Genomic DNA, 23,861 nt, shown 5'->3' on the forward strand with positions numbered 1-23,861 from the left:
CACGGCGGGTGTGCCCGGTGACCGGCCCCCGGCAGGACGAGCCCGCGCCGGCGATCCGGGTGCTGGTCGTCGAGGACGACCCGGTGGCGGCCCAGGCGCACCGGATGTACGTCGACCGGGTCCAGGGGTTCACGGTCACCGCCGTCGCCCACACCGCCGCCGAGGCCCGGCGCCTCCTCGAACGCGACCAGGTCGGCCTGCTGCTGCTGGACCTCTACCTGCCCGACGGCCACGGGCTCCAGCTCCTGCGGTCGCTCAGGGCGGCCGGCCACTCCGCCGACGTGATCGCGGTGACCTCCGCCCGCGACCTCGCGGTGGTCCGCGAAGGCGTCTCGCTCGGTGTCGTGCAGTACGTGCTGAAACCGTTCACCTTCGCCACCCTGCGCGACCGGCTGGTCCGCTACTCGGAGTTCCGCGCGACGGAGGGGGAGGCCAGCGGGCAGGACGAGGTGGACCGCGCCCTGGCGGCGCTGCGCGCTCCGCAGCCGGCCGCACTGCCCAAGGGGCTGAGCGGGCCGACCCTGGAGGCGGTGACCCGGGTGCTGCGCCAGTCCGGCGCGGACGGCGTCACCGCGACCATCGCCGGCGGGGCCGCCGGCATCTCCCGGATCACCGCCCGCCGCTACCTGGAGCACCTGGTGGACGTGGGGCGCGCCGAACGGCGACCGCAGTACGGCCAGGTGGGCCGGCCGGAGCTGTGCTACCGCTGGCTGAGCGGCGGCCGGCGCTGACGGCCGTTCGAGACGCTACTTCGGCCGACCCACCGGTCGTCTCGCCGGCCGCTCCCGGCCCGGCCCGCCCCGGTGGCCCGGCCAAGGCGGGTGACGCGAAGGCGGAGGTCAGAAGACCGACTCGGCCTCGCGCATCCGGCTCTCCGGCACCCGCTTCAGCTCGGTGACCGCCTCGGCCAGCGGCACCATCACGATCTCCGTGCCGCGGAGCGCGGTCATCCTGCCGAACTCCCTGCGGTGGGCGGCCTCGACCGCCTGCCAGCCGAACCGAGTGGCCAGCACCCTGTCGTAGGCGGTGGGGGTGCCGCCGCGCTGCACATGGCCGAGGATGACCGGCCTGGCCTCCTTGCCGAGCCGCTGCTCCAGTTCGCCGGCGAGCCGGTTGCCGATGCCGGCGAACCGCTCGTGGCCGTACTGGTCGATGGCGCCCTTCTCGTAGGGCATGGTCCCCTCGGCCGGGTGGGCCCCCTCGGCGACGCAGACCACGGCGAACTTCTTGCCGCGGGCGAAGCGCTCCCGGACCATCGCGCAGATGGCGTCCACCTGGAACGGCCGTTCGGGCAGGCAGATGGCGTGCGCGCCGCCGGCCATGCCCGACTCCAGCGCGATCCAGCCGGCGTGACGTCCCATGACCTCCACGACCATCACCCGCTGGTGCGACTCCGCGGTCGTCTTCAACCGGTCGATGGCCTCAGTGGCGACACCGACGGCGGTGTCGAAGCCGAAGGTCCGGTCGGTGGAGGAGATGTCGTTGTCGATGGTCTTGGGGACCCCCACCACCGGCATACCGGCGTCGGAGAGCATCCGGGCGGCGGTGAGCGTGCCCTCGCCTCCGATCGGGATGAGGGCGTCCAGGCCGAGTTCGCGGCAGAGTTCCTCGGCGTTGTCAGTGGCCTCGCTCAGCCGGTCGCGCTCCAGGCGGGCCGATCCGAGGATCGTGCCGCCGCGGGCGAGGATGCCGCTCACGGCATCGAGGTCCAGTTTGCGGTAGCGGCGGTCGAGGAGCCCCTTGAAGCCGTCCTCGAATCCGATGACCTCGTCGCCGTGCCCGACCACCGCCCGGTGCACGACCGACCGGATCACCGCGTTCAGGCCCGGGCAGTCACCGCCCGCCGTGAGAACTCCGATGCGCATGCTGCTGTGTCTCCTGCTGCTTGTGGGTGGTGTCCCCATGCCGGAAGGTGGGGGAGGTGAGCTTGGCCGACCTGATTGTTCCACGGTCGGTACGCCGCCCGCCTTCCGTTCCATCCAGCGGACCACCGGTGCCGCACCGGGCGCGGTCGCCCCGTCGCGACGCCCCGGCATCTCCGCCGACCCTGGGACGGAAGCCCTGGTGAGAGCGGTGGGCGACGTCCGTCCTCCGTAGGATCGCTCTTCCCGGACGCCCCGCGCGGACCTGCCGGACAGCACGGGACGGCCCTCGGCTACTCACCCAGGTACTGTCAAGAGGTACCTCTTTCGATCTGATTCTGGTAATCGCCAGACAGAAGCGAACCTCCGATCGGTCGAGTGAGCGAGGAACGGAGAGCCCGGGTGACCCGCACCGTGTACGTGACCGGTATCGACCGCGGCGACGGCCGCCAGGTGGTCGATCTGGGCGTGATGGAGCTGCTGACGAGACACGTCGACCGGGTGGGGGTGTTCCGCCCGCTGATGCACGAGGACGGCCCGGACCGGCTCTACGAACTCCTGCGCGCACGCTACCGGCTCTCCCAGCCCGCCGACACCGTCTACGGCCTCGGCTACCACGAGGCAGCGTCGGTGCAGGCGGAGCGGGGCACCGAGGAGCTGGTCTCCCGGCTCGTCGACCGCTTCCACCGGGTCGCGCCGGAGTACGAGGCGATGCTGGTGCTGGGCACCGACTACGCCGACACCAACCTCCCCGCCGAACTCGCCCTCAACGCCCGGCTGGCGAACGAGCTCGGGGCGTCGGTGCTCGGCGTGGTGGGCGGCCAGGGGCAGACCGCCGAGTCGGTGCGGGCCGAGGTGCACAACGCCTACGCCGCCTTCGAGTCACTGGGCTGCGACGTGGTCGCGATGGTCGCCAACCGGATCGCGCCCGCCGACCGGCAGGAGGTCTCGGCGGGGCTGGCCCCGCGCCTGCCGGTGCCCTGCTACGTACTGCCGGAGGACGCCTCGCTGTCCGCCCCCACCGTGCAGCAGGTCGCGCACGCCCTGGGTGCGGAGGTGGTGCTGGGCCACCCCGCCGGACTCGCCCGTGATGCCCGGGACTTCGTCTTCGGCGGGGCCATGCTCCCGACGTTCCTCTCCGCACTGACGGAAGGCTGCCTGGTGGTGACGCCCGGGGACCGGGCCGACCTGATCATCGGCGCGCTGGCCGCGCACGCCGCCGGCACCCCGCCGATCGCCGGCATCCTGCTCACCCTCGGCCAGCGGCCGGCGGCCGACGTCATGACGCTCGCCTCTCGGCTGGCTCCGGGCACCCCCGTGCTCTCCGTCCCGGGGCTGAGTTTCCCGACCGCGGGTCAACTGTTCGCGCTGGAGGGCAAGCTGAACGCCTCCTCCCCCCGGAAGGTGGAGACCGCCCTCGGCCTCTTCGAACGCCATGTCGACACCGCCGAGCTGACCGACCGCGTCTCGGTGGCCCGCTCCAGCCGCGTCACCCCGATGATGTTCGAACACTCCCTGGTGGAGCGCTCGCGGGCCAGCCGGCGCCGCATCGTGCTGCCGGAGGGGTCCGAGGAGCGGGTGCTGCGCGCGGCCGACGTGCTGTTGCGCCGCGACGTCTGCGACCTCGTCCTGCTGGGCGGTGAGGATGCCGTCCGCCGCCGCGCGCTGGAACTCAACATCGAGCTGGACGGCGCCCAGCTCGTCGATCCGCAGAACTCCCCGCTCCGGGAGCGCTTCGCCGAGGAGTACGCCCGGCTCCGGGCGCACCGGGGGATGACCGAGGAACTGGCCTACGACGTCGTCGCCGACCCCAACTACTTCGGCACCCTGATGGTCCGGGAGGGGCTCGCCGACGGCATGGTCTCCGGCGCGATGCACTCCACCGCCGCCACGATCCGCCCCGCTTTCGAGGTCATCCGGACCGCGGAGGGCGCCGAGATCGTCAGCTCGGTGTTCTTCATGTGCCTGGCGGACCGGGTGCTGGTCTACGGGGACTGCGCGGTGAACCCCGACCCCAACGCCGAGCAGCTCGCGGACATCGCCGTCCGGTCCGCCGAGACCGCCACCACCTTCGGGGTTGAGCCGCGGATCGCGATGCTGTCGTACTCCACCGGCACCTCCGGCTCCGGCGCCGAGGTCGACAAGGTGCGCAGAGCCACCGAACTCGTGCGCGAGCGCTGCCCCGAGCTGCTCGTCGAGGGGCCGATCCAGTACGACGCGGCCGTCGACGCGGCCGTCGCCCGGACCAAGCTGCCGGACTCCGAGGTGGCGGGGCGGGCCACCGTGCTGATCTTCCCGGACCTGAACACCGGCAACAACACCTACAAGGCCGTCCAGCGCTCGGCCGGCGCAGTCGCCGTGGGGCCGGTGCTGCAGGGCCTGCGCAAGCCGGTCAACGACCTCTCCCGCGGGGCGCTGGTGCAGGACATCGTGAACACCGTCGCGATCACCGCCGTCCAGGCCCAGGACGGGAGCAGCACACACCAGAAGGAGCCCCGACAGTGACCACCGACCCAGCCGCCGGCGACGCGGACGACCGCGGCCGGCCGGCCCCCCGGGAGCCGGAGCGGGCGGACGCCTCACAGGTGCTGGTGCTGAACTCCGGCTCCTCCTCGGTCAAGTACCGACTGCTCGACATGGCCGACGGCTCCCGCCTCGCCTCCGGGCTGGTCGAGCGGATCGGTGAGGGACCGGTGGCCGACCACGCCGCGGCGCTGCGGCAGGTCGCCGAGGAGCTCGACGCCCGGCACCTGGGACTGGACTCCCCTCGGCTCGCCGCGGTGGGCCACCGGGTGGTGCACGGCGGGAGGCGGTTCACCGAGCCCACGCTCATCACCGACGAGGTGGTCACCGGGATCGAGGAGCTGGTGCCGCTGGCCCCGCTGCACAACCCGGCGAACCTGGCCGGCATCAGGGTGGCCCGCGCGCTGCGCCCGGACCTGCCTCAGGTGGCGGTCTTCGACACCGCGTTCCACTCCACGATTCCCGAGCACGCCGCCCGGTACGCCATCGACACCCGGGTGGCCGAGGCGCACGGGGTGCGCCGGTACGGTTTCCACGGCACCTCGCACGCCTATGTCTCGCGCTCCACCGCCGAGTTGCTGGGCAGGGAGGTCGCGGAGACCAACACCATCGTCCTGCACCTCGGCAACGGGGCCAGCGCCTCCGCCGTCCGGGGCGGGGTGTGCGTGGACACCTCGATGGGCCTGACCCCGCTGGAGGGGCTGGTGATGGGGACCCGGTCGGGCGATGTCGACCCGGCGGTGGTCTTCCATCTGGCCCGGGTGGGAGGAATGTCCAACGATGAGATCGACACCCTGCTCAACAAGCGCAGCGGGCTCCTCGGGCTCTGCGGCGACAACGACATGCGGGAGATCGGCCGCCGGATGGCGGACGGTGACGGCGCCGCCCGCCTCGCCTTCGACGTCTACGTCCACCGGCTGCGGAAGTACGTGGGCGCCTACACCGCCGTGCTGGGGCGGGTGGACGCCGTCGCCTTCACCGCCGGGGTCGGCGAGAACTCCACGGCGGTGCGGCAGGCCGCGCTGGACGGCCTGCGGGGGCTCGGCATCGAGATCGACCCGGTGCGCAACGCGGTGCGCGGCACCGGCGCCCGGATCGTCTCCACGGCGGACAGCCCGGTCGTGGTCGCGGTGGTGCCGACCGACGAGGAGCTGGAGATCGCGCGCCAGACCCACACGCTGATCCGCTCCTGACCACCGTTCGCCGACAGGAATATTCCGCTTCGAAACAAACCGTTAGGATCGCCCTATGCGCCGTTCCAAAATCGTCTGCACCCTGGGCCCAGCCGTCGACTCCTACGAACAGCTCAAAGCGCTGATCGAGGCCGGTATGAACGTGGCCCGCTTCAACATGAGCCACGGGAGCCACGCGGAGCACGAAGAGCGCTACCACCGGCTGCGGAAGGCCACCGAGGAGAGCGGGCGCGCCGTCGGCGTCCTCGCCGACCTCCAGGGGCCGAAGATCCGGCTGGAGACCTTCGTCGACGGGCCGGTGGAGCTCGTCCGCGGCGACGAGTTCACCATCACCACCGAGGAGGTGGCCGGCGACAAGTCGATCTGCGGCACCACCTACAAGGGGCTGCCGGCCGACGTCTCCAAGGGCGAGTCCATCCTGATCAACGACGGCGCGGTCGCCCTCCAGGTCACCGAGGTGGACGGCCCCCGGGTACGGTGCATCGTCATCGAGGGCGGGGTGATCTCCGACCACAAGGGCATCAACCTGCCGGGCGTCGCGGTGAACGTTCCGGCGCTCTCCGAGAAGGACGTCGAGGACCTGCGGTTCGCCCTGCGGCTCGGCTGCGACATGGTCGCCCTCTCCTTCGTGCGGGACGCCGCCGACATCCGGGACGTGCACCGGGTCATGGACGAGGTCGGCCGACACGTCCCGGTGATCGCCAAGGTGGAGAAGCCGCAGGCGGTGGCCAACATGGAGGACGTCGTCGCGGCGTTCGACGGGGTGATGGTGGCCCGCGGCGACCTGGCGGTGGAGTACCCGCTGGAGAAGGTCCCGATGGTGCAGAAGCGGCTGATCGACATGTGCCGGCGGAACGCCAAACCCGTGATCGTGGCGACCCAGATGATGGAATCCATGATCAATTCCTCGCGCCCCACCCGCGCCGAGGCCTCCGACGTGGCCAACGCCATCCTGGACGGCGCGGACGCCGTGATGCTCTCCGCCGAGTCCTCGGTCGGCAAGTACCCGATGGAGACGGTCAAGACGATGTCGCGGATCGTCAAGGCGGCCGAGCAGGAGCTGCTGTCCCGGGGGCTCCAGCCGCTGGTGCCCGGCAAGAAGCCGCGTACGCAGGGCGGTTCGGTGGCGCGGGCCGCCGCCGAGATCGCCGACTTCCTGGGCGCCACCACCCTCATCGCCTTCACCAAGTCCGGAGACACCGCGCGCCGGCTCTCCCGGTACCGCGCACAGCAGCCGATCCTGGCGTTCACCACCGACCAGTCCACCAGGAACCAGTTGGCGTTGAGCTGGGGCGTGGAGACGTTCGTGGTGCCCCACGTCGACAACACCGACGCGATGGTCGACCTCGTCGACGCGGAGCTGCTGAAGCTGCACCGCTACACCCGGGGCGAGACCATGATCATCACAGCGGGTTCACCACCCGGCGTGCCCGGCACCACCAACATGGTCCGCGTCCACCACCTCGGCGGCGAGGACGGGGGCTCCTGACCCGGCAGCGGGCCGCGGTCTCCACGCGGCCCGCTGTCCGGCCGGTCAGTCCCGGGTCTGGTGCAGGTGCATGCCGGGCATGGTGAGCTCGCCGCCGAACTGACCGGCCTGGACGACCTCCACGTTGGTGAAGAAGACCTCCGGGATGTTCAGCGGAGGGGGGCTCGTGGGGCTGAAGGTGATCGGCACGATCCCGAGCAGGTTGCCCTTCAACTGCTCGGTGTACATCGTCACCGTGCCGTTGCGGAAGGTCGAGGTGGTGCCCGCACCGGCCTCCACGTGCGTCGTGGTGCCGTCCGGCCCCTCCACCAGTTGGTGGAGGTCCCTGATGTCGATCCCGGAGGCGGTGAACTTCAGGACGTCCTTGACCTCACCGCTGTAGGTCTTGACCTTGACGATGCCCTTGTAGTCCAGGCCGTGCAGGGTCAGTTTGGTGGAGTGCAGCCGCCAGGGGGCGTCCGGGAAGAGGCTGCCGCTGGGCGGCGTCTCGAGTTCGGCGTTCTTCAACGCCTCGGCGTCGTACTCGGGGCAGGGGAACGGCTCCAGACCGCCGTCCTTCTCCCGCTCCTCGGCCGAGGCGGGCTCCTTCTGCTTCTCCGCGGCCTTCCCGGCCGGCTTCCCGGAGTCCTCGGTGCTGCTGGCGTCCTTGCCGGAGCCTTCCTCGGTGGAGCCACCGCCGGTGGTCGCCCCGCGCGCCGGCTCGCTCTCCTGCCCCGAGGAGCCGCTGTCGGGAGCGGTGGGGCTGGCCTCCGGCTCCGGCGCCTCCGCCGCACCCCCGCCCAGCAGTTCCTTGAGCTTCTCGCCCAACCCGAGGGGGTCCAGCGGGTTCCGCGTCTTGTTGGGGGACGGGCTGGGCTCGGCGGGCTCCGGCGCGGCCGGCTGCTCCGTCCGGTCCGTGCCGGTCCCCGGGCCGGGGGAGGGCTTGGCGGGCTTCCGCGGTGCGGGGCGACCGCCACCGGACTCGCCGTCCTCCTGGTCCTCGCCGTCCTTCTCGCCCTTGTCCTCCTTCTTCTCCGCGTCCGGCTCGCCCTCGTCGGGGCGGGTCACACACGGACCGGGTTTGAAGGGGCCTTTGATCTGCGGGTCCGCCTGGGCGAGCTGCGGCGTGAGCCCCATGGCCATCAGGACGGCGGTCGGCATCGCGGCCAGGGCCATCGCCTTCCCGGCCGGCATCTGCATCCTGGCCAGCATCGACTTCCGTGCGGCCGCGTGCCGCCCCCTGGACCCTGATCGGCGGTGGTCCTCACCCTCCTGCTGAGCTTCATCACACCGCACGGTGCCTCCCATCCGTGGAATCGTCGTCCGACACGGCCGCCGCCGCGGTCGGTTCACGCGCGGCCGCCACGTCGTCCTCCGGCAGCGGCTCCGGCTCTTCCTCCCCCTCGCCGTCGACCCGTTCGGCCGGGACGGTGCCCGGCGCCCAGGCGACCGCCATGCCGCCGCCGATCAGCGCCAGCAGGCAACCGAGGCCGAAGCCCCCGAAGTTGGACACCACCAGTGACACGATGGCCAGCAGAATCGCGGCGACTCCGGCGAAGACCCTGGCGACGGCCTGGAACCACATGGTCAGACCGAGGACGATCAGCAGTACGCCGATGACCAACGAGGCCGATCCCGCGGTGGTGGCGATCCGCAGGGTCACCTGGCTCACGGTGAGGTTGGCATACGGGAAGTACGCGATCGGCAGCCCGGCCAGCAACGTCAGCAGCCCTGCCCAGAAGGGACGCTGCCAGCGCCACATCTGGAAGGACTGGCGCCAGTGGCTGAAGCGGTCACGCGCCCCCGGCGACTCGGCACTCATCGAAAACAGCTCCCTGGGGCTGGCGATCTGGACGATCGGAAGTTGTTCACTACGGATTTCCGATCGGGGCGGGGGACGGAAGGTCCCCTCCCCCACCCCTCTCGGGTCAGTGCGTCAGTAGCACTCGTTCTTGCCCTTCTCCACCTTCAGCGAAAGGTTCGGGAGCTTGAAGGTGCCCGCGCTGGTGGCCCAGGCGGTCTGCTTCACGTCGCTCAGCGTCGCCGACGCCGCCTCCTGGGCGAACGAGCCCGGGTCGGTGTTGTCCCCCTTCTTGACGCCGGGCCCCTTGTTGGAATCGCCAGCCGCCACACCGATGTTGATGTCGCGGAAGGTCGCGTCCGCCTTCAGCTGGTCGAGGTCGATGTAGATGTTCTTGGCCTCGATCGGGGTGCTTCCGGTACCCGCCGACAGCCTCATCGTGACATCGCCGAAGATGGGAACCGGCATCACGACCGACTGGCACATGTTGGTGATCTCAGCGCGTTTGAACGCCGAGACCGCGACCGGGACCTTCTGACCCCCGTGTTGCGCGTCGACCGCGCCGTACTGCATGAACCCGGTGCCGTCGAGCTGCTTGGCCGTCACCTTGAACTGCTGGCCGGACATGGTGAACGAGGCCGCGACAGCGCCCTGTCCCACCGCAACACCGATCGCGGCGGTAGCCGCGACACTTGGCACCATGACGACGGCGAACCGCTTCCATCTGGTTCCGCCACGAGCCATGGACTCCATGACTTTCCTCCTTCTCGGACGTACATCTCCGGTCCGGGCGGAGAGCTCGGACCTGGGATGGGAGAAGTGCTACGTCCTCGGGAAGGAGAGCGCCGTACTCGGAGACGAACTTCGTCCGAAACACCGGCGATCACCCCCGAGCGACAACCACTGGCCACGCTCTCGCGCAACCTACTGGACAGGCCCTGTCCCGAAGAACAGAGACCCCCCTGCCCACAACCGACGGTCTGACGCCGGTCCCGCCCGGTTGGACCCAAAGACACCGCTGCACCGACTGGCGGCCGGACAGCGGGAAGGACCGAGCCTGGCCGATCGTGGTGCATGTAAGCGCTCGACACAAGGGGAGCGTTACTTGCGAGTAACGGACGGGTAGCCGAACCGCGGTCGAGGCATCCTAGCCGGACACTTACGGTCGCCGGAGCGACGGCCGGAAGAAGCGGAGGAAAACCCAAATAAGCGGACGAGGGATCGAAGATCCCTTACTCCAAGTAACAGCGGCCGCGATTGCCAAGTTTTGGCAAAGGCGGCCGCCGGAACGAAATCGAGCCAGAAGTTGAGGAGGGTCAGAACAACACCCGCGCCAGGGCGCTCCGAGCCGCGGCCACCCGCGGGTCGTCGACGCCGACCACCTCGAAGAGCTCCAACAGCCGCAGCCGGGCCAGGTTCCGGTCCTCCCCCGCCGAGCGCCGCACCGTCTCGACGAGTCGGCCGAAGGCGTCCTCCACATGACCGCCCACCAGGTCCAGGTCGGCGGCGGCGATCTGGGCCGTGACATCGCCCGGGGTCTCGGCCGCGGCCTTCCGCACCCGCTGCGCGTCCATCTTCTGCACCCGCTGGAGCAGTTCGGCCTGGGCCAGGCCGATCTTGGCCTCGGTGTTGCCCGGCTCGTCGGAGAGGACGTTCCGGTAGGCCTGTACCGCCCCTCCCAGGTCACCGGCGTCCAACGCCTGCTGCGCCGCGGCCAGCGCCGGGTCCTGCGGCCCGACCGGCTCGGGGGCCGGCTCGGCCGTGTCCTCCGGCCCGACGGGCGCGCCCACGATCCCGAACCGCTGCTCGGAGACCTGGATCAGCTGGTCCAGCACCTCACGGATCTGCGGCTCCGGTGAGGCCCCCTGGAACAGCGGCAGCGCCTGTCCGGCGACCACCGCGAACACCGCCGGAATCCCCTGGATCCCGAACTGCTGCGACAGCAACTGGTTGGCGTCGACGTCGACCTTGGCCAGCACGAAGCGTCCGGCGTACTCCGTCGCCAGCCGCTCCAGCACCGGTCCGAGCTGCTTACACGGCTCGCACCACTCGGCCCAGAAGTCGATGACCACCGGGACCTCGCTGGAGCGTCGGAGCACCTCCTCCTCGAACCCGGCCTCATCCACGTTGATCACCAGGCTCGCGGGCGAGGGTGCCGCGCCGCCGGCCCGGTCGGCGCGAGCCTGCTCCGCCTTCTGCTTCGCTTCCCCGGCGGCCTTCACCGCCGCGAGGTCGACGACCCCGCTCATGGACATGTTCCGTGGCTGCATGGGTACATCCTCCCTCGTTCCGGCCGGGGATGGAAAAAAGCCTTGCCCGGGTGGCCGCCCCGTCCCATGACGGCGCCCCGGGCCGCCGACCGGTCCGAGTCCGGGAGCAACCCCGGCACCCGCGGAACCGGCCGACGGGCGAGGTCCGGCAGGCAGACCCGCTGCGACGCTCGCACCGCAGCGGGTCTGTCCGCCGGGACGGCGCTCAGTGCCGCACCAAGGCGGTGTTCACCCGCCGGCGAAGGTCCCCCTTACGCGGTACTAGTGCCGTATCAGGCGACGCTAGAAGCCCGGCGGCTCGGTGTAGACCCCCCACTCCTCGCGGAGGGCGCCGCAGATCTCGCCGAGCGTGGCCTCGGCCCGCACCGCCTCCAGCATCGGCTCGATCATGTTGCCGCCGTCGCGCGCGACCCGGAGCATGTCGTCCAGCGTCCTGCGCACCCGCGCTTCGTCACGGGCCGCCCGGCGGTCGGCGAGCACCCGCACCTGCTCCCGCTCGACCTCGTGGCTGACCCGCAGGATCTCCAGGTCCCCGGTGACCGAGCCTTGGTGGCAGTTGACCCCGACCACCCGCTTGTCCTTCTTCTCCAGCGCCTGCTGGTAGCGGAAGGCGGACTCGGCGATCTCCCCGGTGAACCAGCCGTCCTCGATACCGCGGAGGATGCCCGAGGTCATCGGTCCGATGGGGTGCTCCCCGCTGGGCACCGCCCGGCGCCCGCGCTCCTGGATACCGGCGAAGATCTTCTCGGCGTCGGCCTCGATCCGGTCGGTGAGCGCCTCGACGTACCAGGAGCCGCCGAGCGGGTCGGCGACGTTGGCCACCCCGGTCTCCTCCATCAGCACCTGCTGGGTGCGGAGCGCGATCTCGGCGGCCTGTTCGGAGGGGAGGGCGAGGGTCTCGTCCAGCGCGTTGGTGTGCAGGGAGTTGGTGCCGCCCAGCACGGCGGAGAGCGCCTCGACCGCGGTCCGCACGACGTTGTTGTACGGCTGCTGGGCGGTGAGCGAGACACCCGCGGTCTGGGTGTGGAACCGCAGCCACTGCGCCTTCTCGCTCCGCGCCCCGTAGGTGTCCCGCATCCAGCGGGCCCAGATCCGGCGGGCCGCCCGGAACTTGGCGATCTCCTCGAAGAAGTCCAGATGGGCGTCGAAGAAGAAGGACAGCCCCGGAGCGAAGGTGTCGACGTCGAGCCCCCGGCTCAGCCCGAGTTCCACGTAGCCGAAACCGTCCGCCAGCGTGTAGGCCAGCTCCTGCGCGGCCGTGGCACCCGCTTCCCGGATGTGGTAACCGGAGACCGACAGCGGCTTGTACGCCGGGATGCCGCGAGCGCAGTGCTCCATCAGGTCGCCGATGAGACGCAGATGCGGCTCGGGCTGGAAGAGCCACTCCTTCTGGGCGATGTACTCCTTGAAGATGTCGGTCTGGAGGGTGCCGTTGAGCACCCCCGGGTCGACGCCCTGGCGCTCGGCGGCCACCAGGTACATGCAGAAGACGGGGACGGCGGGACCACTGATCGTCATGGAGGTGGTGACATCGCCGAGCGGGATGTCCCGGAAGAGCACCTCCATGTCGGCCGCGGAGTCGATGGCCACCCCGCAGTGGCCCACCTCACCGAGGGACTGCGGTTCGTCGGAGTCCCGGCCCATCAGGGTCGGCATGTCGAAGGCGACGGAGAGCCCACCGCCGCCCGCCTCCAGGATCATCTTGTACCGCTCGTTGGTCTGCTCGGCGTTGCCGAAGCCGGCGAACTGGCGGATGGTCCAGGTCCGGCCGCGGTAGCCGGTCGGGTAGAGCCCCCGGGTGAAGGGGAACTCCCCGGGCCAGCCGATCCGCTCGAAACCGGGCACGGAGGCCCCTTCCGGGGGCCCGTAGACCGGTTCGACCGGGTCTCCGGAGAGGGTGGAGAAATCAGCGTCCCGCTTGCGGGCGGCGTCGTACCTGGCCTGCCAGCGGCGGCGGCCCTCTGCGATGGCTTCGGAGTCCATGGGACAAATTTACTTGGACGTCCTAGTAATTGTCGATGGCAGTGGCCGTCCGGACCACCCGGCGCTCCGCCCGGCGGGGAGACTACGCCCGCGCCGGCTCCGCCGCGTCGTCGGCGAACAGCGGCTCCAGCTCGCGGACGATCTTCCGTTCGACGAAGAAGGCAGCCGTCGGCAGCGTGCCGGAGAGCAGCACCCACAGCAGCTTGCCGAAGCCCCACTTGGCCTTGGAGCCCAGGTCGAAGGCGAAAACCAGGTAGATGATGTAGAGCAGGCCGTGCGCCTGGGAGACCGCGAAGGTGAGGTCCTCACCCTTGCCGAAGCCGTACTTGAAGACCATGCAGGCGCAGAGCAGGAGCAGCATCACAGCGGTGACATAGGCCATCACCCGGTACCGGGTGACCACACTCTTCTTCATGACATCGAGCGTATCCGGTCGTATCGGGCCATCCACCGGTGCCCCCCGAGGCCACCCGGCACCCGCCCCCGGGACCGACGGCACCACCGGGGGCCTATCCCCAGGCGCCGGATTCCCGGTGCCCACCGGGATCCCCGGTCTCCTCGAAGTCCTGCGCGGCGACCCGCAGCGGGCGCAGCATGGCGAAGATCTCCCCGCACTCCTCGGCGTCGTAGACGCTCAGCCCGAAGTCCATGGCCATCAGGTCCCGGGTCGCGGACTCCACCACTCCGCGCCCCCGGTCGGTGATGGCCGCGAGGACCCCGCGGCCGTCGTTGGGGTTGGGGCGCTTCTCCACCAGTCCCGAGCGGACCAACCGGTCGACAGTGTTGGTGACCGAGGTCGGGTGGACCATCAACCGTTCACCGATCTTCGACATCGGCAGCTCGCCCTCCTTGCTGAAGGTGAGCAGCACCAACGCCTCGTAGCGGGCGAAGGTGAGACCGTACGGTTTGACGACCGCGTCGACCTGACCGAGCAGGATCTGCTGGGCCCGCATGATCGAGGTGATCGCCGCCATCGCCGGCACGGAGCCCCATCGCTGCTTCCACAGCTCGTCGGCTCGGGCGATCGGATCGAAGGGGAGGCTGAGCGGCTTCGGCACGGTTCGACCTTACCGGTCGGTCATATGTCGGTCAGCCCCGTCTCAGTCTTCGGATGGCTTCCGAACGCTGCCCCCACCCGTGCGGCGCGGGCCACAGCCGACCAACCGCGCGGACGAGGTGCCGCGTCCGCCCCGGACCGGCGACCGGGGCCGGCCCGGTTCAGGAAGCGGAGGGACCGGAGAGGTGTCGTTCGACGGAGTCGACCTTGGCGCGCAGGCCGTCGGCGACCCCCGGCCGGACATCCGCCTTGAGGACCAGGGAGACGCGGGGTGCGCGCCGCTCCACGGCCTCGACGGCACGGCGGACGACCTCCATCACCTCGTCCCACTCCCCCTCGACACTGGTGAACATCGCGTCCGTGTGGTTCGGCAGCCCTGACTCGCGGACCACCCGCACCGCCTCGGCCACGTGTTCACCGACTTCCTCGCCGACCCCCAGCGGGGTGACGGAGAACGCGACGATCATGATCCGACGACCCCTTCCGCGGCCTCGCGGACCTCGGCGGCCCCGGCTTCCGCCCCTGCCGCCTCCCGGCTCTCGATCTCCCGGCGCAGCCAGCGTTCGGCGAGGAAGCCACCGGCCGGCACCACGGCCAGCAGGAAGTAGGACGCCGCCGTCCGGTAGGACCACTTCGCCCGGTTCAGCGCGTCCAGCCAGAAGACGACGAAGAGCACGAAGAGCACCCCGTGGATCGAGCCCATCACCATCACGGCGTCGAAGTCCGTGGTGCGCTTGAGCACCGAACAGAGGAGGAGCAGGAGGAAGGAGAGTGTCTCGGGTACGCAGACCCCGCGCAGCCGGCGGAGAGCGGAGACGGTCTTGGTATCCACGCGAACCTCTTCCTGAACAGCGGCGCGCCAGCCGTGGGCGCTCCGGGACGTCCTTGCCAGACGCCCTCCATACTGCCAGGCATTCCTCCGCATCCCGGGCATCGGCCCCGCGGGCGCCGCTCCCGGGCGGCCGCCGTCCGCCCGGCCGCCACTATGAGCGGGCCGGTTCGAGCCGATACCGTCAACCCCGTGCCTCAGTTCCGACTACAAGACAAGATGGTGCTCGCGGTCGACCTCGCGGGCGACGCCGTCAAGGCCAAGAACGGTTCGATGGTGGCTTACCAGGGGGACCTCACCTTCAAGAAGATGACGGGGGGCGGGGACGGACTGCGCGGCATGGTGACCCGTCGGCTCACCGGTGAGCAGATGGAGGTCATGGAGGTGAAGGGCCACGGGACCTGCTTCTTCGCCGACGAGGCCACCGAGGTCAACCTGGTGTCGCTCAACGCCGACAAGCTCTACGTGGAGGCTTCGAACCTGCTCTGCACCGACTCCGCGTTGCGTACCGGCACCAGCTTCACCGGCCTGCGCGGAGCCGCCCAGGGCAGCGGTCTGTTCACCACCACCGTGGAGGGCACCGGGCAGGCGGCGATCATGTCGCACGGCCCCGCGGTGGTGCTGCGGGTCTCCTCCCAGTACCCGCTCCAGGTGGACCCCGGCGCCTACATCGCGCACTCCGGCAACCTCCACCAGAGCTTCCAGACCGGCGTGAACTTCCGGACGTTCGTCGGCGAGGGCTCCGGGGAGTCCTTCCAGATCCGCTTCGAGGGCGAGGGGCTGGTCTACGTCCAGCCCAGCGAGCGGGCCACCCTGGGGGGTCAGCTCTGATGGCCTTCCACCGACTCAACTCCAAGGTGGTCGAAGCCCGGATCGCCCCCGGCGAGCGGATGTTCAGCCAGCGGGGCGCGATGCTCGCCTACCGCGGCGATGTCCGCTTCACTCCGAACATCCAGGGCGGCCAGGGCGGTCTGACCTCCATGATCGGACGCCGGGTGGCGAACGAGGCCACCCCGCTGATGACCGTCGAGGGCAGCGGCACGGTGATGTTCGGCCACGGCGGCCACCACATCGAGGTGATCGAGCTCTCCGGCGACACGCTCTACGTCGAGGCCGACCGGCTGCTCGCCTTCGACGGCACGCTGGAGCAGGGCACGATGTTCATGGGTTCGCAGGGTGGTGTGATGGGCCTGGTCCGCGGCCAGGTGACCGGCCAGGGCCTGTTCACCACCACGCTCCGCGGTTGGGGAGCGGTGGCCGTCATGGCGCACGGCGGCGCGATCACGCTGCCGGTAACCCCGGACCGTCCGGTCCGTGTCGACCCGCAGGCCTACGTGGCCCACCACGGCGAGATCCGCAACCGGCTCACCGCGTCCATCGGCTGGCGCGAGATGGTCGGCCGCGGATCCGGTGAGGCCTTCCAGCTGGAGCTGTCCGGTCAGGGCGCCGTCTACGTGCAGGCTTCGGAGGAGAAGCTGTGATCCACGACCCCTACACACTGCCGGCCAACGACAACGTCGACGCGTACACCTTCTGTGTGGAGCTGGAGGGCGAGTGGTTCCTCCAGAAGGGCAAGATGATCGCCTACTACGGGCAGATCGACTTCCACGGCATCGGCTACGGGCCCTTCGACGGTCTGATCGCCGCCAACTTCCACTCGCCGCTGCACGCCTCGGACTGGGTGGTCGCCCAGGGCAGGGGCAAGATGCTGCTGGCGGACCGCGCCTTCGACGTGAACTCCTTCGACCTGGAGGAGGGCAACCTGACCATCCGCTCGGGCAGCCTGCTCGCCTTCCAGCCGGGCCTCTCGCTGAAGCAGTCCATCATCCCGGGGTTCCTCACCCTGATCGGCACCGGCAAGTTCGTCGCCGTCTCCAACGGCCCGGTGGTCTTCGTCGAACCCCCGGTCCGGGTCGATCCGCAGGCGTTGGTCGGCTGGGCGGACTGCCCCTCCCCGTGCCACCACTACGACCACCACTACCTCCAGGGGGTGCTGGGTGGGATCCGGTCCCTCACCGGAATCGGCGGGGCCTCGGGCGAGGAGCACCAGTTCGAGTTCGTGGGCGCCGGACAGGTGCTGGTCCAGTCCTCGGAGCAGCTGATGGCGGAGCAGAACGTGGGCGCCGTTCCGGGGCAGGAGGGGGTGCCGGCGCAGGGTGTTCCCGAGTGGGGCTGAGAGCGCGGATCGGCCGTCCCACCCCCGTTCCGAACCGTGAACGATAGTCTACGGCGGGTGACGCCGCTCGCCGGCGTACCGGCGCCGGCGCGGGGCGACCGACGGCACCCGTTAACCATTGGTCCGAATTTCAACTTTTTAGGTAGACTCATTCCATGGAGACCGAGACGGCCACTCGCTGGCTCAGCGACGACGAACAGCGCGCCTGGCGCACCCACCTGGAAGTCAGCAAGCTCCTGACACACCAGCTCGAGAAGGACCTCCAGCCGTTCGGCCTGACCATGAACGACTACGAGATCCTGGTCCAACTCTCCGAGTCCGAGGGCCAGCGGATGCGGATGAGCGATCTCGCCGCCGCGACGCTCCAGTCCAAGAGCCGGCTCTCCCACCAGATCACCCGGATGGAGAACGCCGGGCTCGTCCGGCGCGAGCACTGCGAGTCCGACCGCCGCGGCCTGTACGCCGTGCTCACCGACGAGGGCGCTTCGACGATGACGCGGGTGGCGCCGCACCACGTCGCGTCGGTGCGCAAGCACTTCATCGACATACTGCCTCCGGACCAACTGGAGGCCCTCCAGAAGTCACTGGAGCCGGTCGGCGAACACCTCCGCGCGGAGCGCGCCGGCTAGCGGGCGGGGACGCCGTCGCCGGGTCCCGGTCCTGCCGGGATCGGTGCGGCGCCCCGACCGGAGCTCGTCAGCCGGTCGCCTCCCGCACCGGCAACCGCAGCCGGAAGACCGCCCCGCCGCCCGGGGCGCCACCCACGGTCAGCTGCCCGCCGTGCCGCACCGCCACATCGCGGGCGATGGCCAGCCCGAGTCCGGCCCCGCCCTCGTCACGGCTCCGGGCGTCGTCGAGCCGCACGAACCGCTCGAAGATCCGCTCCCGCTCCCCCTCCGGCACCCCGGGGCCGTCGTCGGACACCTCCAGCACCGCCCACGCCCCCTCACGCCGCAACGACACCGCGACGCCTGCCGCCGCGTGGCGCTGGGCGTTGTCGAGCAGGTTGCCGAGGACGCGCGCCAGCTGTGTCCGGGAACCGGTGACCTCGCACCCGGCGCCCAACTCCACCGTGGCCGGGAACCGGTCCTGGCGCTGGGTGAGCTCCTCCCGGAGGAGGCCGGCGAGCTCCACCCGTGCCTGGGCGGGCGGCTCTCCGGCGTCCAGTCTGGCCAGCAGCAGCAGATCCGCCGCGAGCTCCTGCAACCGCACGCTGTCCGCCACGGCGCCACTGACGTCCAGCAGCTCCGGGTGGGCCTCGCCGACCTCGAGTTGCGTCCGCAGGCTGGCGATCGGACTGCGGAGTTCGTGCGAGGCGTCGGCCACGAACCGCCGCTGCCGCTCATACGACGCCTCGAGCGCGGCGAGCGTCTCGTTCGTGGTGCGGGCCAGCCTGCCCACCTCGTCCCTCGCCGCCGGTACCGGCACCCGCCGCGAGAGGTCCTCGGAGGCGGTGATGGCCGCCATCTCCCGGCGGATCCCCTCCACCGGCCGCAGGGCCCGCCGGGTGACCAGCCAGGTCACCCCGGCGACCACCAACAGCACCGGCGGCAGCCCGATCAGCATGGCGTCCCGGACTGTGTCGACCGCCGCCTCCTCCTCGGCGAGCGGAGCGCCGGCGTAGACCGTCACCGGCACCCCCCGGTCGGTGACCGCCCGCACCACCGCGAAGCGGTACTCCCTGGTGTCGCCGTCCACCGTCGCGCTGCCCGACCGGATGTCGTCGTCCGCCGAGACCTCGCCGCTGCGCAGGTCGTCGTCATCGCGGTCGTCGTCATCGTCGTCATCGTCGTCGTCGCGGTCGTCGTCGTCATCGCGGTCTTGGCCGCGCCGATCCTCGCGGTCGCCGGGGTGCCGCTCCGCTCCGACGCCCGAGATGCCCTCCAGGTCCTCGCTCTCCGCCCGGGCCCGGCCGTCCTCCCCCGCCACCCGGATCGGACCGTCCGGGTAGTCGATGTCGCCGAAGCGGGTGCCGGTGGCCAGTTGCGTGGCCACGTCCCGGGCGGCTCCGCGGGCCCTGAGCTCCGCCTGGTCCACCAGGTGCGAGCGCAGCACCCCCAGCACCGCGTAGCCCGCGGCCACCAGGACGAGCGCCACCACGGTCACGGCGCCCAGCGCCGCGCGGGAGCGCACCGTCCTAAACATCGGCCACCAGCCGGTACCCGGCTCCGCGTACGGTGCCGATCGTGCTCGGGCCGAGCTTCCTGCGGAGCGCGCTGATGTACACCTCGACGATGTTCGGGTCGCCGTCGTAGGCGAAGTCCCATACGTGCTCGATGATCTCCGTCTTGGAGACCACCTCTCCGGGCCTGGTCGCCAGCTGCTCCAGGACCTCGAACTCCTTGGCGGTGAGCGGGACCTCCTCCCCCTCCCGGTGCACCCGCCGAGCAGCGGTGTCGATCCGGAGCGCCCCGACCTCGAGCACCGGGGAGGCCTGGCGCGCGCGCCGCCGCAGCAGCGCCCGGATCCTGGCGAGCAGCACCACGTAGGAGAACGGCTTGGTGAGGTAGTCGTCGGCTCCGGTGTCGAGCCCCTCGGCCTGGTCGTACTCGCCGTCTTTGGCGGTGAGCATCAGGATCGGGACGTCGTTGCCCGCCGCACGGAGCCGCGCGCACACCCGGTAGCCGTTGAGCCCGGGGAGCATGATGTCGAGCACCACGAGGTCGTAGCAGCCCTCCGACGCCCGGTGCAGCCCCTCGAGGCCGTCGTGGACCACGTCCACCGCGAACCCCTCGGCCCTGAGTCCACCGGCGAGGGAGGCGGCGAGGCGTTTCTCGTCCTCAACGATCAGCAGGCGCATGCTTCCAGCATCGCGCACCGAACCTGAAGAGGACTTCAGACGGCTTCAGGCTCCCTTCAGCATCGCCGGGCCAGTCTCTTCCATGTACCGAGCAATCCCGTATTCGAGGAGGGGCCATGAAGGGCAAGATCGTCATCGCGGGCGTCACGGCCGTGGCGCTGTTCGGCGGCGGAGCCGCCACCGCCACCGCGTTCTCCGGTGGCGGTGACACCGGCGGACGGAGCGGTGCGGCGGCTGCCGAGAGCCGGTCCGTCGAGGGCGCCACGCCCTCGGACTCCCAGCCGGCGGCGGCCACCCAGAACCAGGAGGACTCCGCCGCGAGCGCCTCGGGGCGCGCCCCGAGGGGGTCCAAGATCGACGCCGTCGGGGCCATCGAGGCCGCCCTGAAGTTCACGCCGGGCGCGGTCACCTCCGTGGAGCTGGAGCGCGAGCGGGGGAAGACGTTCTGGGAGGTCGAGGTCCGGGACGAGGACGGCCGGGAGCGCGACCTGATCGTGGACGCGCAGAGCGCGAAGGTCTCCCCGGAACACGAGCACCACGACCACGACGACGACCACGACGACGACTAGTGCCGCACCGGGCGACGTCTGCCCACTGGGGAGCGGCGTCCGAATGCGGGCGACCGCAAGGCGGCCGGAGGTCCTGGCACCTGACGACCAGGACTTCCGGCCGCCCGGGCGGCAGCGGGGCGGCCAGGCCGAGCACCGCGAGGAGGCCGGCCCATCGGCCCGGGGCGGTGCTGGCCGCGGTCAGGTTCCGGTCAGCCCGGCCACCAACTCGTCGGCCGCCGCGTAGGGGTCCAGCGCGCCGGCGGTGATCCGCTCAGCCAGCGCGTCCAACTGCCGAGCGCCGCCCAGGTCCCCGATCCGCTCCCGGAGGGCGGTGACCGCGATAGTCTCCACCTCCCGCGCCGCCCGGGCCCGCCGGCGACTGGCGAGGACCCCGTGCTCCTCCATCCACGCCCGGTGCTTCTCCAACGCCTCGACGACCTCCGCCACGCCCTCGCCGCGAGCCGCCACCGTCCTCACCACCGGGGGCCGCCAGTCACCGGGCTTCCGGGCCTCCCCGAGCCCGAGCATGTGGCTCAGCTCCCGAACCGTCGCACCGGCGCCGTCCCGGTCCGCCTTGTTCACCACGAAGACATCGCCGATCTCCAGGATCCCGGCCTTGGCCGCCTGGATGCCGTCCCCCATACCGGGCGCCAGCAGCACCACGCTGGTGTCGGCCTGGGAGGCGATCTCGACCTCCGACTGCCCCACCCCGACCGTCTCGACGATCACCACCTCGCAACCGGCCGCGTCCAGCACCCGGATCGCCTGCGGGGCCGCCCAGGCGAGGCCGCCGAGATGGCCACGGGTGGCCATGGAGCGGATGTAGACACCGGGGTCGGAGGCGTGCTCGCCCATCCGCACCCGGTCCCCGAGCAGGGCGCCCCCCGAGAAGGGCGAGGACGGGTCCACCGCCAGCACCCCGACCCGTCTGCCGGCCTTCCGGTACTCGGAGACCAGCGCGGATGTCGACGTCGACTTCCCTACCCCCGGTGAGCCGGTCAGGCCGACCACATAGGCCCCGCCGGTCAGTGGCGCCAGCTCGGCCATCACCTCGCGCAACTGCGGCGAGGCCCCCTCCACCAGGGAGATGAGCCGGGCCACCGCCCGGGGACGGCCTCTCCGGGCCTGCGCCACCAGTTGGGGCACGTCTACCGCCATATGTGCTGCGCTCCTCGTCTTCCCACTCGTCCCGGCCCGGCGGCCCCACGGCCGCTACCGCACGCCCGCGCCGGCCGGCCGGTCACCGCGCTGGCGCCGGCACGGCCTGCCGCGCGCCGATCAGCTCCCGGCCACCTTCAGCAGCAGCGCGTCACCCTGCCCCCCGCCACCGCACAGGGCGGCCGCGCCCAGGCCGCCGCCCCGCCGCCGCAGTTCCAGGGCGAGGTGGAGCACCAGCCGGGCGCCCGACATGCCGATGGGGTGGCCCAGCGCGATCGCGCCGCCGTTGACGTTCACCTTTTCAGCGGAGACGCCAAGATCCTTCATTGACTGGAAGGCGACGGCGGCGAAGGCCTCGTTGATCTCGATCAGGTCGAGGTCCGAGACGGCCAGCCCCGCCTTGCCCAGGGCGTGCCGGATCGCGTTGGACGGCTGGGACTGCAGGGAGTTGTCCGGGCCGGCCACGTTGCCGTGCGCGCCGATCTCCGCGATCCACTCCAGGCCGAGCTCCTCGGCCCGGGCCTTGCTCATCACCACCACCGCGGCGGCCCCGTCGGAGATCTGCGAGGCGGAGCCGGCCGTGATCGTCCCGTCCGCCGCGAACGCCGGCCGCAGCCTGCCGAGCGACTCCGCGGTGGTCTCCGGACGGATGCCCTCGTCCTCGCTGAAGAGGACGGGCTCGCCCTTGCGCTGGGGGATTTCCACCGGGGCGATCTCGGCCTCGAAGACGCCGTTCTTCTGCGCCGCCGCGGCCCGCTGGTGCGACCGGGCCGCGATCTCGTCCTGCTCGGCCCGGCCGATGCCGAGCCGGGTGTTGTGCTGCTCGGTCGACTCGCCCATGGCGACGCCGTCGAAGGCGTCGGTGAGCCCGTCGTGGGCCATCGCGTCGAGCATCTGCACCGCCCCGTACTTGAAGCCGGCGCGGGACTTCGGCAGCAGGTGCGGGGCGTTGGTCATCGACTCCTGCCCACCGGCGACGACCACGTCGAACTCGCCGGCGCGGATGAGCTGGTCGGCGAGGGCGATGGCGTCCAGGCCGGAGAGGCAGACCTTGTTGACCGTCAGCGCCGGGACGTCCATCGGGATGCCGGCCTTGACCGCGGCCTGACGGGCCGGGAGCTGTCCCGCGCCGGCCTGCAGCACCTGCCCCATGATCACGTACTGCACCTGCTCACCGCTGACACCGGCCCGCTCCAGCGCCGCCCTGATGGCCACGGCGCCCAGATCCGCGCCGGAGAAGCCGCGTAGGGAGCCGAGCAGGCGCCCCATGGGCGTGCGGGCTCCGGCGACGATGACGGAGGTGTTGCCGTTCGAACCGGTCATGCTGCGGCCCCTTCGGGAAGTTAACGACGGTTATCGTCAATGTAGTAAGGCCTCCGCCCGGGGTCACCGGCTGGCGAGTGTGATGGCGCGCACGTTGCGTAACCACCCGGCGAGCGGTGCACTGGGGCCATGCTGACGCGTATCGACCACATCGGGATCGCCTGCTTCGACCTGGACAGGACGGTCGAGTTCTACCGTGCCACCTACGGCTTCACGGTGTTCCACACCGAGGTGAACGAAGAACAGGGGGTCCGGGAGGCCATGCTGAAGATCAACGAGACCTCGGACGGGGGCGCCTCCTACCTCCAGCTGCTGGAGCCGATCCGGGAGGACTCGCCCGTCGCCAAGTGGCTGGCGAAGAACGGCGAGGGGGTGCACCACATCGCCTTCGGCACCGCGGACGTCGACTCCGAGGCCGCCCGGATCGGGGAGCGGGGGGTGCGCGTCCTCTACGACGAGCCGCGGACCGGCTCCATGGGCTCGCGGATCACCTTCCTCCACCCCAAGGACTGCCACGGTGTCCTGACCGAACTCGTCACCGCCGCCGGCCCGCCGCCCGGCGAGTGAGCAGGCGGGGACGGGTGCACCGGCCCGATCGGCACCCCCGGCGGCGGTCTCGGGAGGGGACCGGTACAACAGACCGGACGACCACTGACGAAGCCTCGCCCGGCCGGTAGAGTGGCCGTTCGGCCGGGGTGTGGGGTCCAGGGCGGTTCTCGTGGTGCCCCATGCCTGCCGATGATCTGACACCATTCTCCGGAAGGCACCGCTTCATGGGAGGCATCCTTCTCGCGCTGAGAAGCATCCTCCGGTAAGAGGTCTGTCCTCCTTCGGGAGGGCGGTGCCGATCAGAGACCGGGCCGGCGC

At 71.1% G+C, this 23,861-nt stretch carries 24 protein-coding genes; 10 read left to right on the top strand and 14 right to left on the bottom strand.

Annotated elements, in window-relative coordinates; all coding sequences use genetic code 11:
* Positions 1 to 17 precede the first annotated feature (17 nt).
* Positions 18 to 731: a response regulator gene (locus tag BGP73_RS15505; protein WP_079127569.1), complete on the top strand. Its 714-nt coding sequence runs from the start codon at positions 18 to 20 to the stop codon at positions 729 to 731.
* Positions 732 to 839: 108 nt separating this feature from the next.
* Here BGP73_RS15505 and BGP73_RS15510 read toward each other — a convergent pair whose 3' ends face one another.
* A complete protein-coding gene (locus BGP73_RS15510; protein WP_069815178.1) occupies positions 840 to 1,865 on the bottom strand; it encodes an ATP-dependent 6-phosphofructokinase in 1,026 nt (341 codons plus the stop codon).
* Positions 1,866 to 2,264: 399 nt separating this feature from the next.
* Between BGP73_RS15510 and pta the strand changes: the two genes are divergently transcribed.
* The 3 genes from pta to pyk all read left to right on the top strand — a co-directional run bounded on the left by pta (position 2,265) and on the right by pyk (position 7,067).
* The gene (gene pta, locus BGP73_RS15515; protein WP_069815180.1) at positions 2,265 to 4,367 is read left to right on the top strand and encodes a phosphate acetyltransferase; all 2,103 of its coding nucleotides are present in this window, start codon (positions 2,265 to 2,267) and stop codon (positions 4,365 to 4,367) included.
* Between the two features lie 80 nt (positions 4,368 to 4,447).
* Entirely contained in the window at positions 4,448 to 5,578 is a 1,131-nt protein-coding gene (locus BGP73_RS15520; RefSeq protein ID WP_069815417.1) for an acetate kinase, read from the top strand.
* 55 nt (positions 5,579 to 5,633) lie between these two features.
* A complete protein-coding gene (gene pyk, locus BGP73_RS15525; RefSeq protein WP_069815182.1) occupies positions 5,634 to 7,067 on the top strand; it encodes a pyruvate kinase in 1,434 nt (477 codons plus the stop codon).
* A gap of 45 nt (positions 7,068 to 7,112) precedes the next feature.
* On the opposite strand, the gene BGP73_RS15530 is transcribed toward pyk, so the two are convergent.
* The 9 genes from BGP73_RS15530 to BGP73_RS15570 form a co-directional block, all read right to left on the bottom strand.
* Positions 7,113 to 8,342: a hypothetical protein gene (locus BGP73_RS15530; RefSeq protein ID WP_069815419.1), complete on the bottom strand. Its 1,230-nt coding sequence runs from the start codon at positions 8,340 to 8,342 to the stop codon at positions 7,113 to 7,115.
* The gene (locus BGP73_RS15535; RefSeq protein ID WP_069815184.1) at positions 8,332 to 8,868 is read right to left on the bottom strand and encodes a DUF6114 domain-containing protein; all 537 of its coding nucleotides are present in this window, start codon (positions 8,866 to 8,868) and stop codon (positions 8,332 to 8,334) included. The genes BGP73_RS15530 and BGP73_RS15535 overlap by 11 nt, the downstream gene beginning before the upstream one ends.
* A 114-nt stretch (positions 8,869 to 8,982) precedes the next feature.
* A complete protein-coding gene (locus BGP73_RS15540) occupies positions 8,983 to 9,600 on the bottom strand; it encodes a DUF6230 family protein (RefSeq protein ID WP_069815186.1) in 618 nt (205 codons plus the stop codon).
* A 563-nt stretch (positions 9,601 to 10,163) separates the two neighbouring features.
* The gene (locus BGP73_RS15545; protein ID WP_069815188.1) at positions 10,164 to 11,117 is read right to left on the bottom strand and encodes a tetratricopeptide repeat protein; all 954 of its coding nucleotides are present in this window, start codon (positions 11,115 to 11,117) and stop codon (positions 10,164 to 10,166) included.
* Positions 11,118 to 11,399: 282 nt separating this feature from the next.
* A complete protein-coding gene (locus BGP73_RS15550) occupies positions 11,400 to 13,100 on the bottom strand; it encodes an acyl-CoA mutase large subunit family protein (protein ID WP_069815190.1) in 1,701 nt (566 codons plus the stop codon).
* A gap of 82 nt (positions 13,101 to 13,182) precedes the next feature.
* Entirely contained in the window at positions 13,183 to 13,515 is a 333-nt protein-coding gene (locus BGP73_RS15555) for a DUF3817 domain-containing protein (RefSeq protein WP_069815192.1), read from the bottom strand.
* 94 nt (positions 13,516 to 13,609) lie between these two features.
* Positions 13,610 to 14,158, bottom strand: a complete 549-nt coding sequence (locus tag BGP73_RS15560) for a MarR family winged helix-turn-helix transcriptional regulator (RefSeq protein WP_069815194.1) — start codon at positions 14,156 to 14,158, stop codon at positions 13,610 to 13,612.
* A gap of 160 nt (positions 14,159 to 14,318) precedes the next feature.
* On the bottom strand, positions 14,319 to 14,624 hold the full coding sequence (locus BGP73_RS15565) for an MTH1187 family thiamine-binding protein (RefSeq protein WP_069815196.1): 306 nt from the start codon (positions 14,622 to 14,624) through the stop codon (positions 14,319 to 14,321).
* Complete coding sequence (locus BGP73_RS15570; RefSeq protein WP_069815198.1) at positions 14,621 to 14,989, bottom strand: DUF3817 domain-containing protein; 369 nt, start codon at positions 14,987 to 14,989, stop codon at positions 14,621 to 14,623. Before BGP73_RS15570 ends, BGP73_RS15565 begins: the two co-directional genes overlap by 4 nt.
* Positions 14,990 to 15,205: 216 nt before the next feature.
* Here BGP73_RS15570 and BGP73_RS15575 point away from each other — a divergent pair, with 216 nt between their 5' ends.
* The 4 genes from BGP73_RS15575 (at position 15,206) to BGP73_RS15590 (ending at position 17,791) form a co-directional block, all read left to right on the top strand.
* Positions 15,206 to 15,817, top strand: a complete 612-nt coding sequence (locus tag BGP73_RS15575; protein WP_244501222.1) for an AIM24 family protein — start codon at positions 15,206 to 15,208, stop codon at positions 15,815 to 15,817.
* On the top strand, positions 15,817 to 16,467 hold the full coding sequence (locus BGP73_RS15580; protein ID WP_069815200.1) for an AIM24 family protein: 651 nt from the start codon (positions 15,817 to 15,819) through the stop codon (positions 16,465 to 16,467). The genes BGP73_RS15575 and BGP73_RS15580 overlap by 1 nt, the downstream gene beginning before the upstream one ends.
* On the top strand, positions 16,464 to 17,162 hold the full coding sequence (locus BGP73_RS15585; protein ID WP_069815202.1) for an AIM24 family protein: 699 nt from the start codon (positions 16,464 to 16,466) through the stop codon (positions 17,160 to 17,162). Before BGP73_RS15580 ends, BGP73_RS15585 begins: the two co-directional genes overlap by 4 nt.
* 155 nt (positions 17,163 to 17,317) lie before the next feature.
* A complete protein-coding gene (locus BGP73_RS15590) occupies positions 17,318 to 17,791 on the top strand; it encodes a MarR family winged helix-turn-helix transcriptional regulator (RefSeq protein ID WP_069815204.1) in 474 nt (157 codons plus the stop codon).
* Positions 17,792 to 17,858: 67 nt separating this feature from the next.
* On the opposite strand, the gene BGP73_RS15595 is transcribed toward BGP73_RS15590, so the two are convergent.
* Both BGP73_RS15595 and BGP73_RS15600 read right to left on the bottom strand, forming a co-directional pair.
* The gene (locus BGP73_RS15595; protein ID WP_069815207.1) at positions 17,859 to 19,307 is read right to left on the bottom strand and encodes a sensor histidine kinase; all 1,449 of its coding nucleotides are present in this window, start codon (positions 19,305 to 19,307) and stop codon (positions 17,859 to 17,861) included.
* Complete coding sequence (locus BGP73_RS15600) at positions 19,300 to 19,962, bottom strand: response regulator transcription factor (protein ID WP_069815209.1); 663 nt, start codon at positions 19,960 to 19,962, stop codon at positions 19,300 to 19,302. Before BGP73_RS15600 ends, BGP73_RS15595 begins: the two co-directional genes overlap by 8 nt.
* Before the next feature lie 116 nt (positions 19,963 to 20,078).
* Here BGP73_RS15600 and BGP73_RS15605 point away from each other — a divergent pair, with 116 nt between their 5' ends.
* On the top strand, positions 20,079 to 20,531 hold the full coding sequence (locus BGP73_RS15605; protein ID WP_069815211.1) for a PepSY domain-containing protein: 453 nt from the start codon (positions 20,079 to 20,081) through the stop codon (positions 20,529 to 20,531).
* Positions 20,532 to 20,711: 180 nt separating this feature from the next.
* Here BGP73_RS15605 and meaB read toward each other — a convergent pair whose 3' ends face one another.
* Complete coding sequence (meaB, locus tag BGP73_RS15610) at positions 20,712 to 21,671, bottom strand: methylmalonyl Co-A mutase-associated GTPase MeaB (protein ID WP_069815213.1); 960 nt, start codon at positions 21,669 to 21,671, stop codon at positions 20,712 to 20,714.
* A 120-nt stretch (positions 21,672 to 21,791) separates the two neighbouring features.
* Positions 21,792 to 22,994 carry an acetyl-CoA C-acetyltransferase gene (locus tag BGP73_RS15615; protein WP_069815215.1) on the bottom strand — a complete coding sequence of 401 codons (1,203 nt, stop codon included), beginning with the start codon at positions 22,992 to 22,994 and terminating at the stop codon, positions 21,792 to 21,794.
* Positions 22,995 to 23,123: 129 nt separating this feature from the next.
* Between BGP73_RS15615 and mce the strand changes: the two genes are divergently transcribed.
* Positions 23,124 to 23,561: a methylmalonyl-CoA epimerase gene (gene mce / locus BGP73_RS15620; protein WP_069815217.1), complete on the top strand. Its 438-nt coding sequence runs from the start codon at positions 23,124 to 23,126 to the stop codon at positions 23,559 to 23,561.
* Positions 23,562 to 23,861 lie beyond the last annotated feature (300 nt).

The organism is Streptomyces sp. TP-A0874 (assembly GCF_001748085.1).
In the GTDB taxonomy this organism is placed as follows: Bacteria; Actinomycetota; Actinomycetes; order Streptomycetales; family Streptomycetaceae; genus Streptomyces.

Excerpts from the sequence above, each read along its gene's own strand:
- BGP73_RS15510 (WP_069815178.1), bottom strand. The coding sequence starts at position 1,865 with ATGCGCATCGGAGTTCTCACGGCGGGCGGTGACTGCCCGGGCCTGAAC.
- pyk (WP_069815182.1), top strand. The coding sequence starts at position 5,634 with ATGCGCCGTTCCAAAATCGTCTGCACCCTGGGCCCAGCCGTCGACTCC.
- BGP73_RS15535 (WP_069815184.1), bottom strand. The coding sequence starts at position 8,868 with ATGAGTGCCGAGTCGCCGGGGGCGCGTGACCGCTTCAGCCACTGGCGC.
- BGP73_RS15540 (WP_069815186.1), bottom strand. The coding sequence starts at position 9,600 with ATGGAGTCCATGGCTCGTGGCGGAACCAGATGGAAGCGGTTCGCCGTC.
- BGP73_RS15545 (WP_069815188.1), bottom strand. The coding sequence starts at position 11,117 with ATGCAGCCACGGAACATGTCCATGAGCGGGGTCGTCGACCTCGCGGCG.
- BGP73_RS15550 (WP_069815190.1), bottom strand. The coding sequence starts at position 13,100 with ATGGACTCCGAAGCCATCGCAGAGGGCCGCCGCCGCTGGCAGGCCAGG.
- BGP73_RS15555 (WP_069815192.1), bottom strand. The coding sequence starts at position 13,515 with ATGAAGAAGAGTGTGGTCACCCGGTACCGGGTGATGGCCTATGTCACC.
- BGP73_RS15565 (WP_069815196.1), bottom strand. The coding sequence starts at position 14,624 with ATGATCGTCGCGTTCTCCGTCACCCCGCTGGGGGTCGGCGAGGAAGTC.
- BGP73_RS15575 (WP_244501222.1), top strand. The coding sequence starts at position 15,206 with ATGGTGCTCGCGGTCGACCTCGCGGGCGACGCCGTCAAGGCCAAGAAC.
- BGP73_RS15580 (WP_069815200.1), top strand. The coding sequence starts at position 15,817 with ATGGCCTTCCACCGACTCAACTCCAAGGTGGTCGAAGCCCGGATCGCC.
- BGP73_RS15590 (WP_069815204.1), top strand. The coding sequence starts at position 17,318 with ATGGAGACCGAGACGGCCACTCGCTGGCTCAGCGACGACGAACAGCGC.
- BGP73_RS15595 (WP_069815207.1), bottom strand. The coding sequence starts at position 19,307 with ATGTTTAGGACGGTGCGCTCCCGCGCGGCGCTGGGCGCCGTGACCGTG.
- BGP73_RS15600 (WP_069815209.1), bottom strand. The coding sequence starts at position 19,962 with ATGCGCCTGCTGATCGTTGAGGACGAGAAACGCCTCGCCGCCTCCCTC.
- BGP73_RS15605 (WP_069815211.1), top strand. The coding sequence starts at position 20,079 with ATGAAGGGCAAGATCGTCATCGCGGGCGTCACGGCCGTGGCGCTGTTC.
- meaB (WP_069815213.1), bottom strand. The coding sequence starts at position 21,671 with ATGGCGGTAGACGTGCCCCAACTGGTGGCGCAGGCCCGGAGAGGCCGT.
- BGP73_RS15615 (WP_069815215.1), bottom strand. The coding sequence starts at position 22,994 with ATGACCGGTTCGAACGGCAACACCTCCGTCATCGTCGCCGGAGCCCGC.
- mce (WP_069815217.1), top strand. The coding sequence starts at position 23,124 with ATGCTGACGCGTATCGACCACATCGGGATCGCCTGCTTCGACCTGGAC.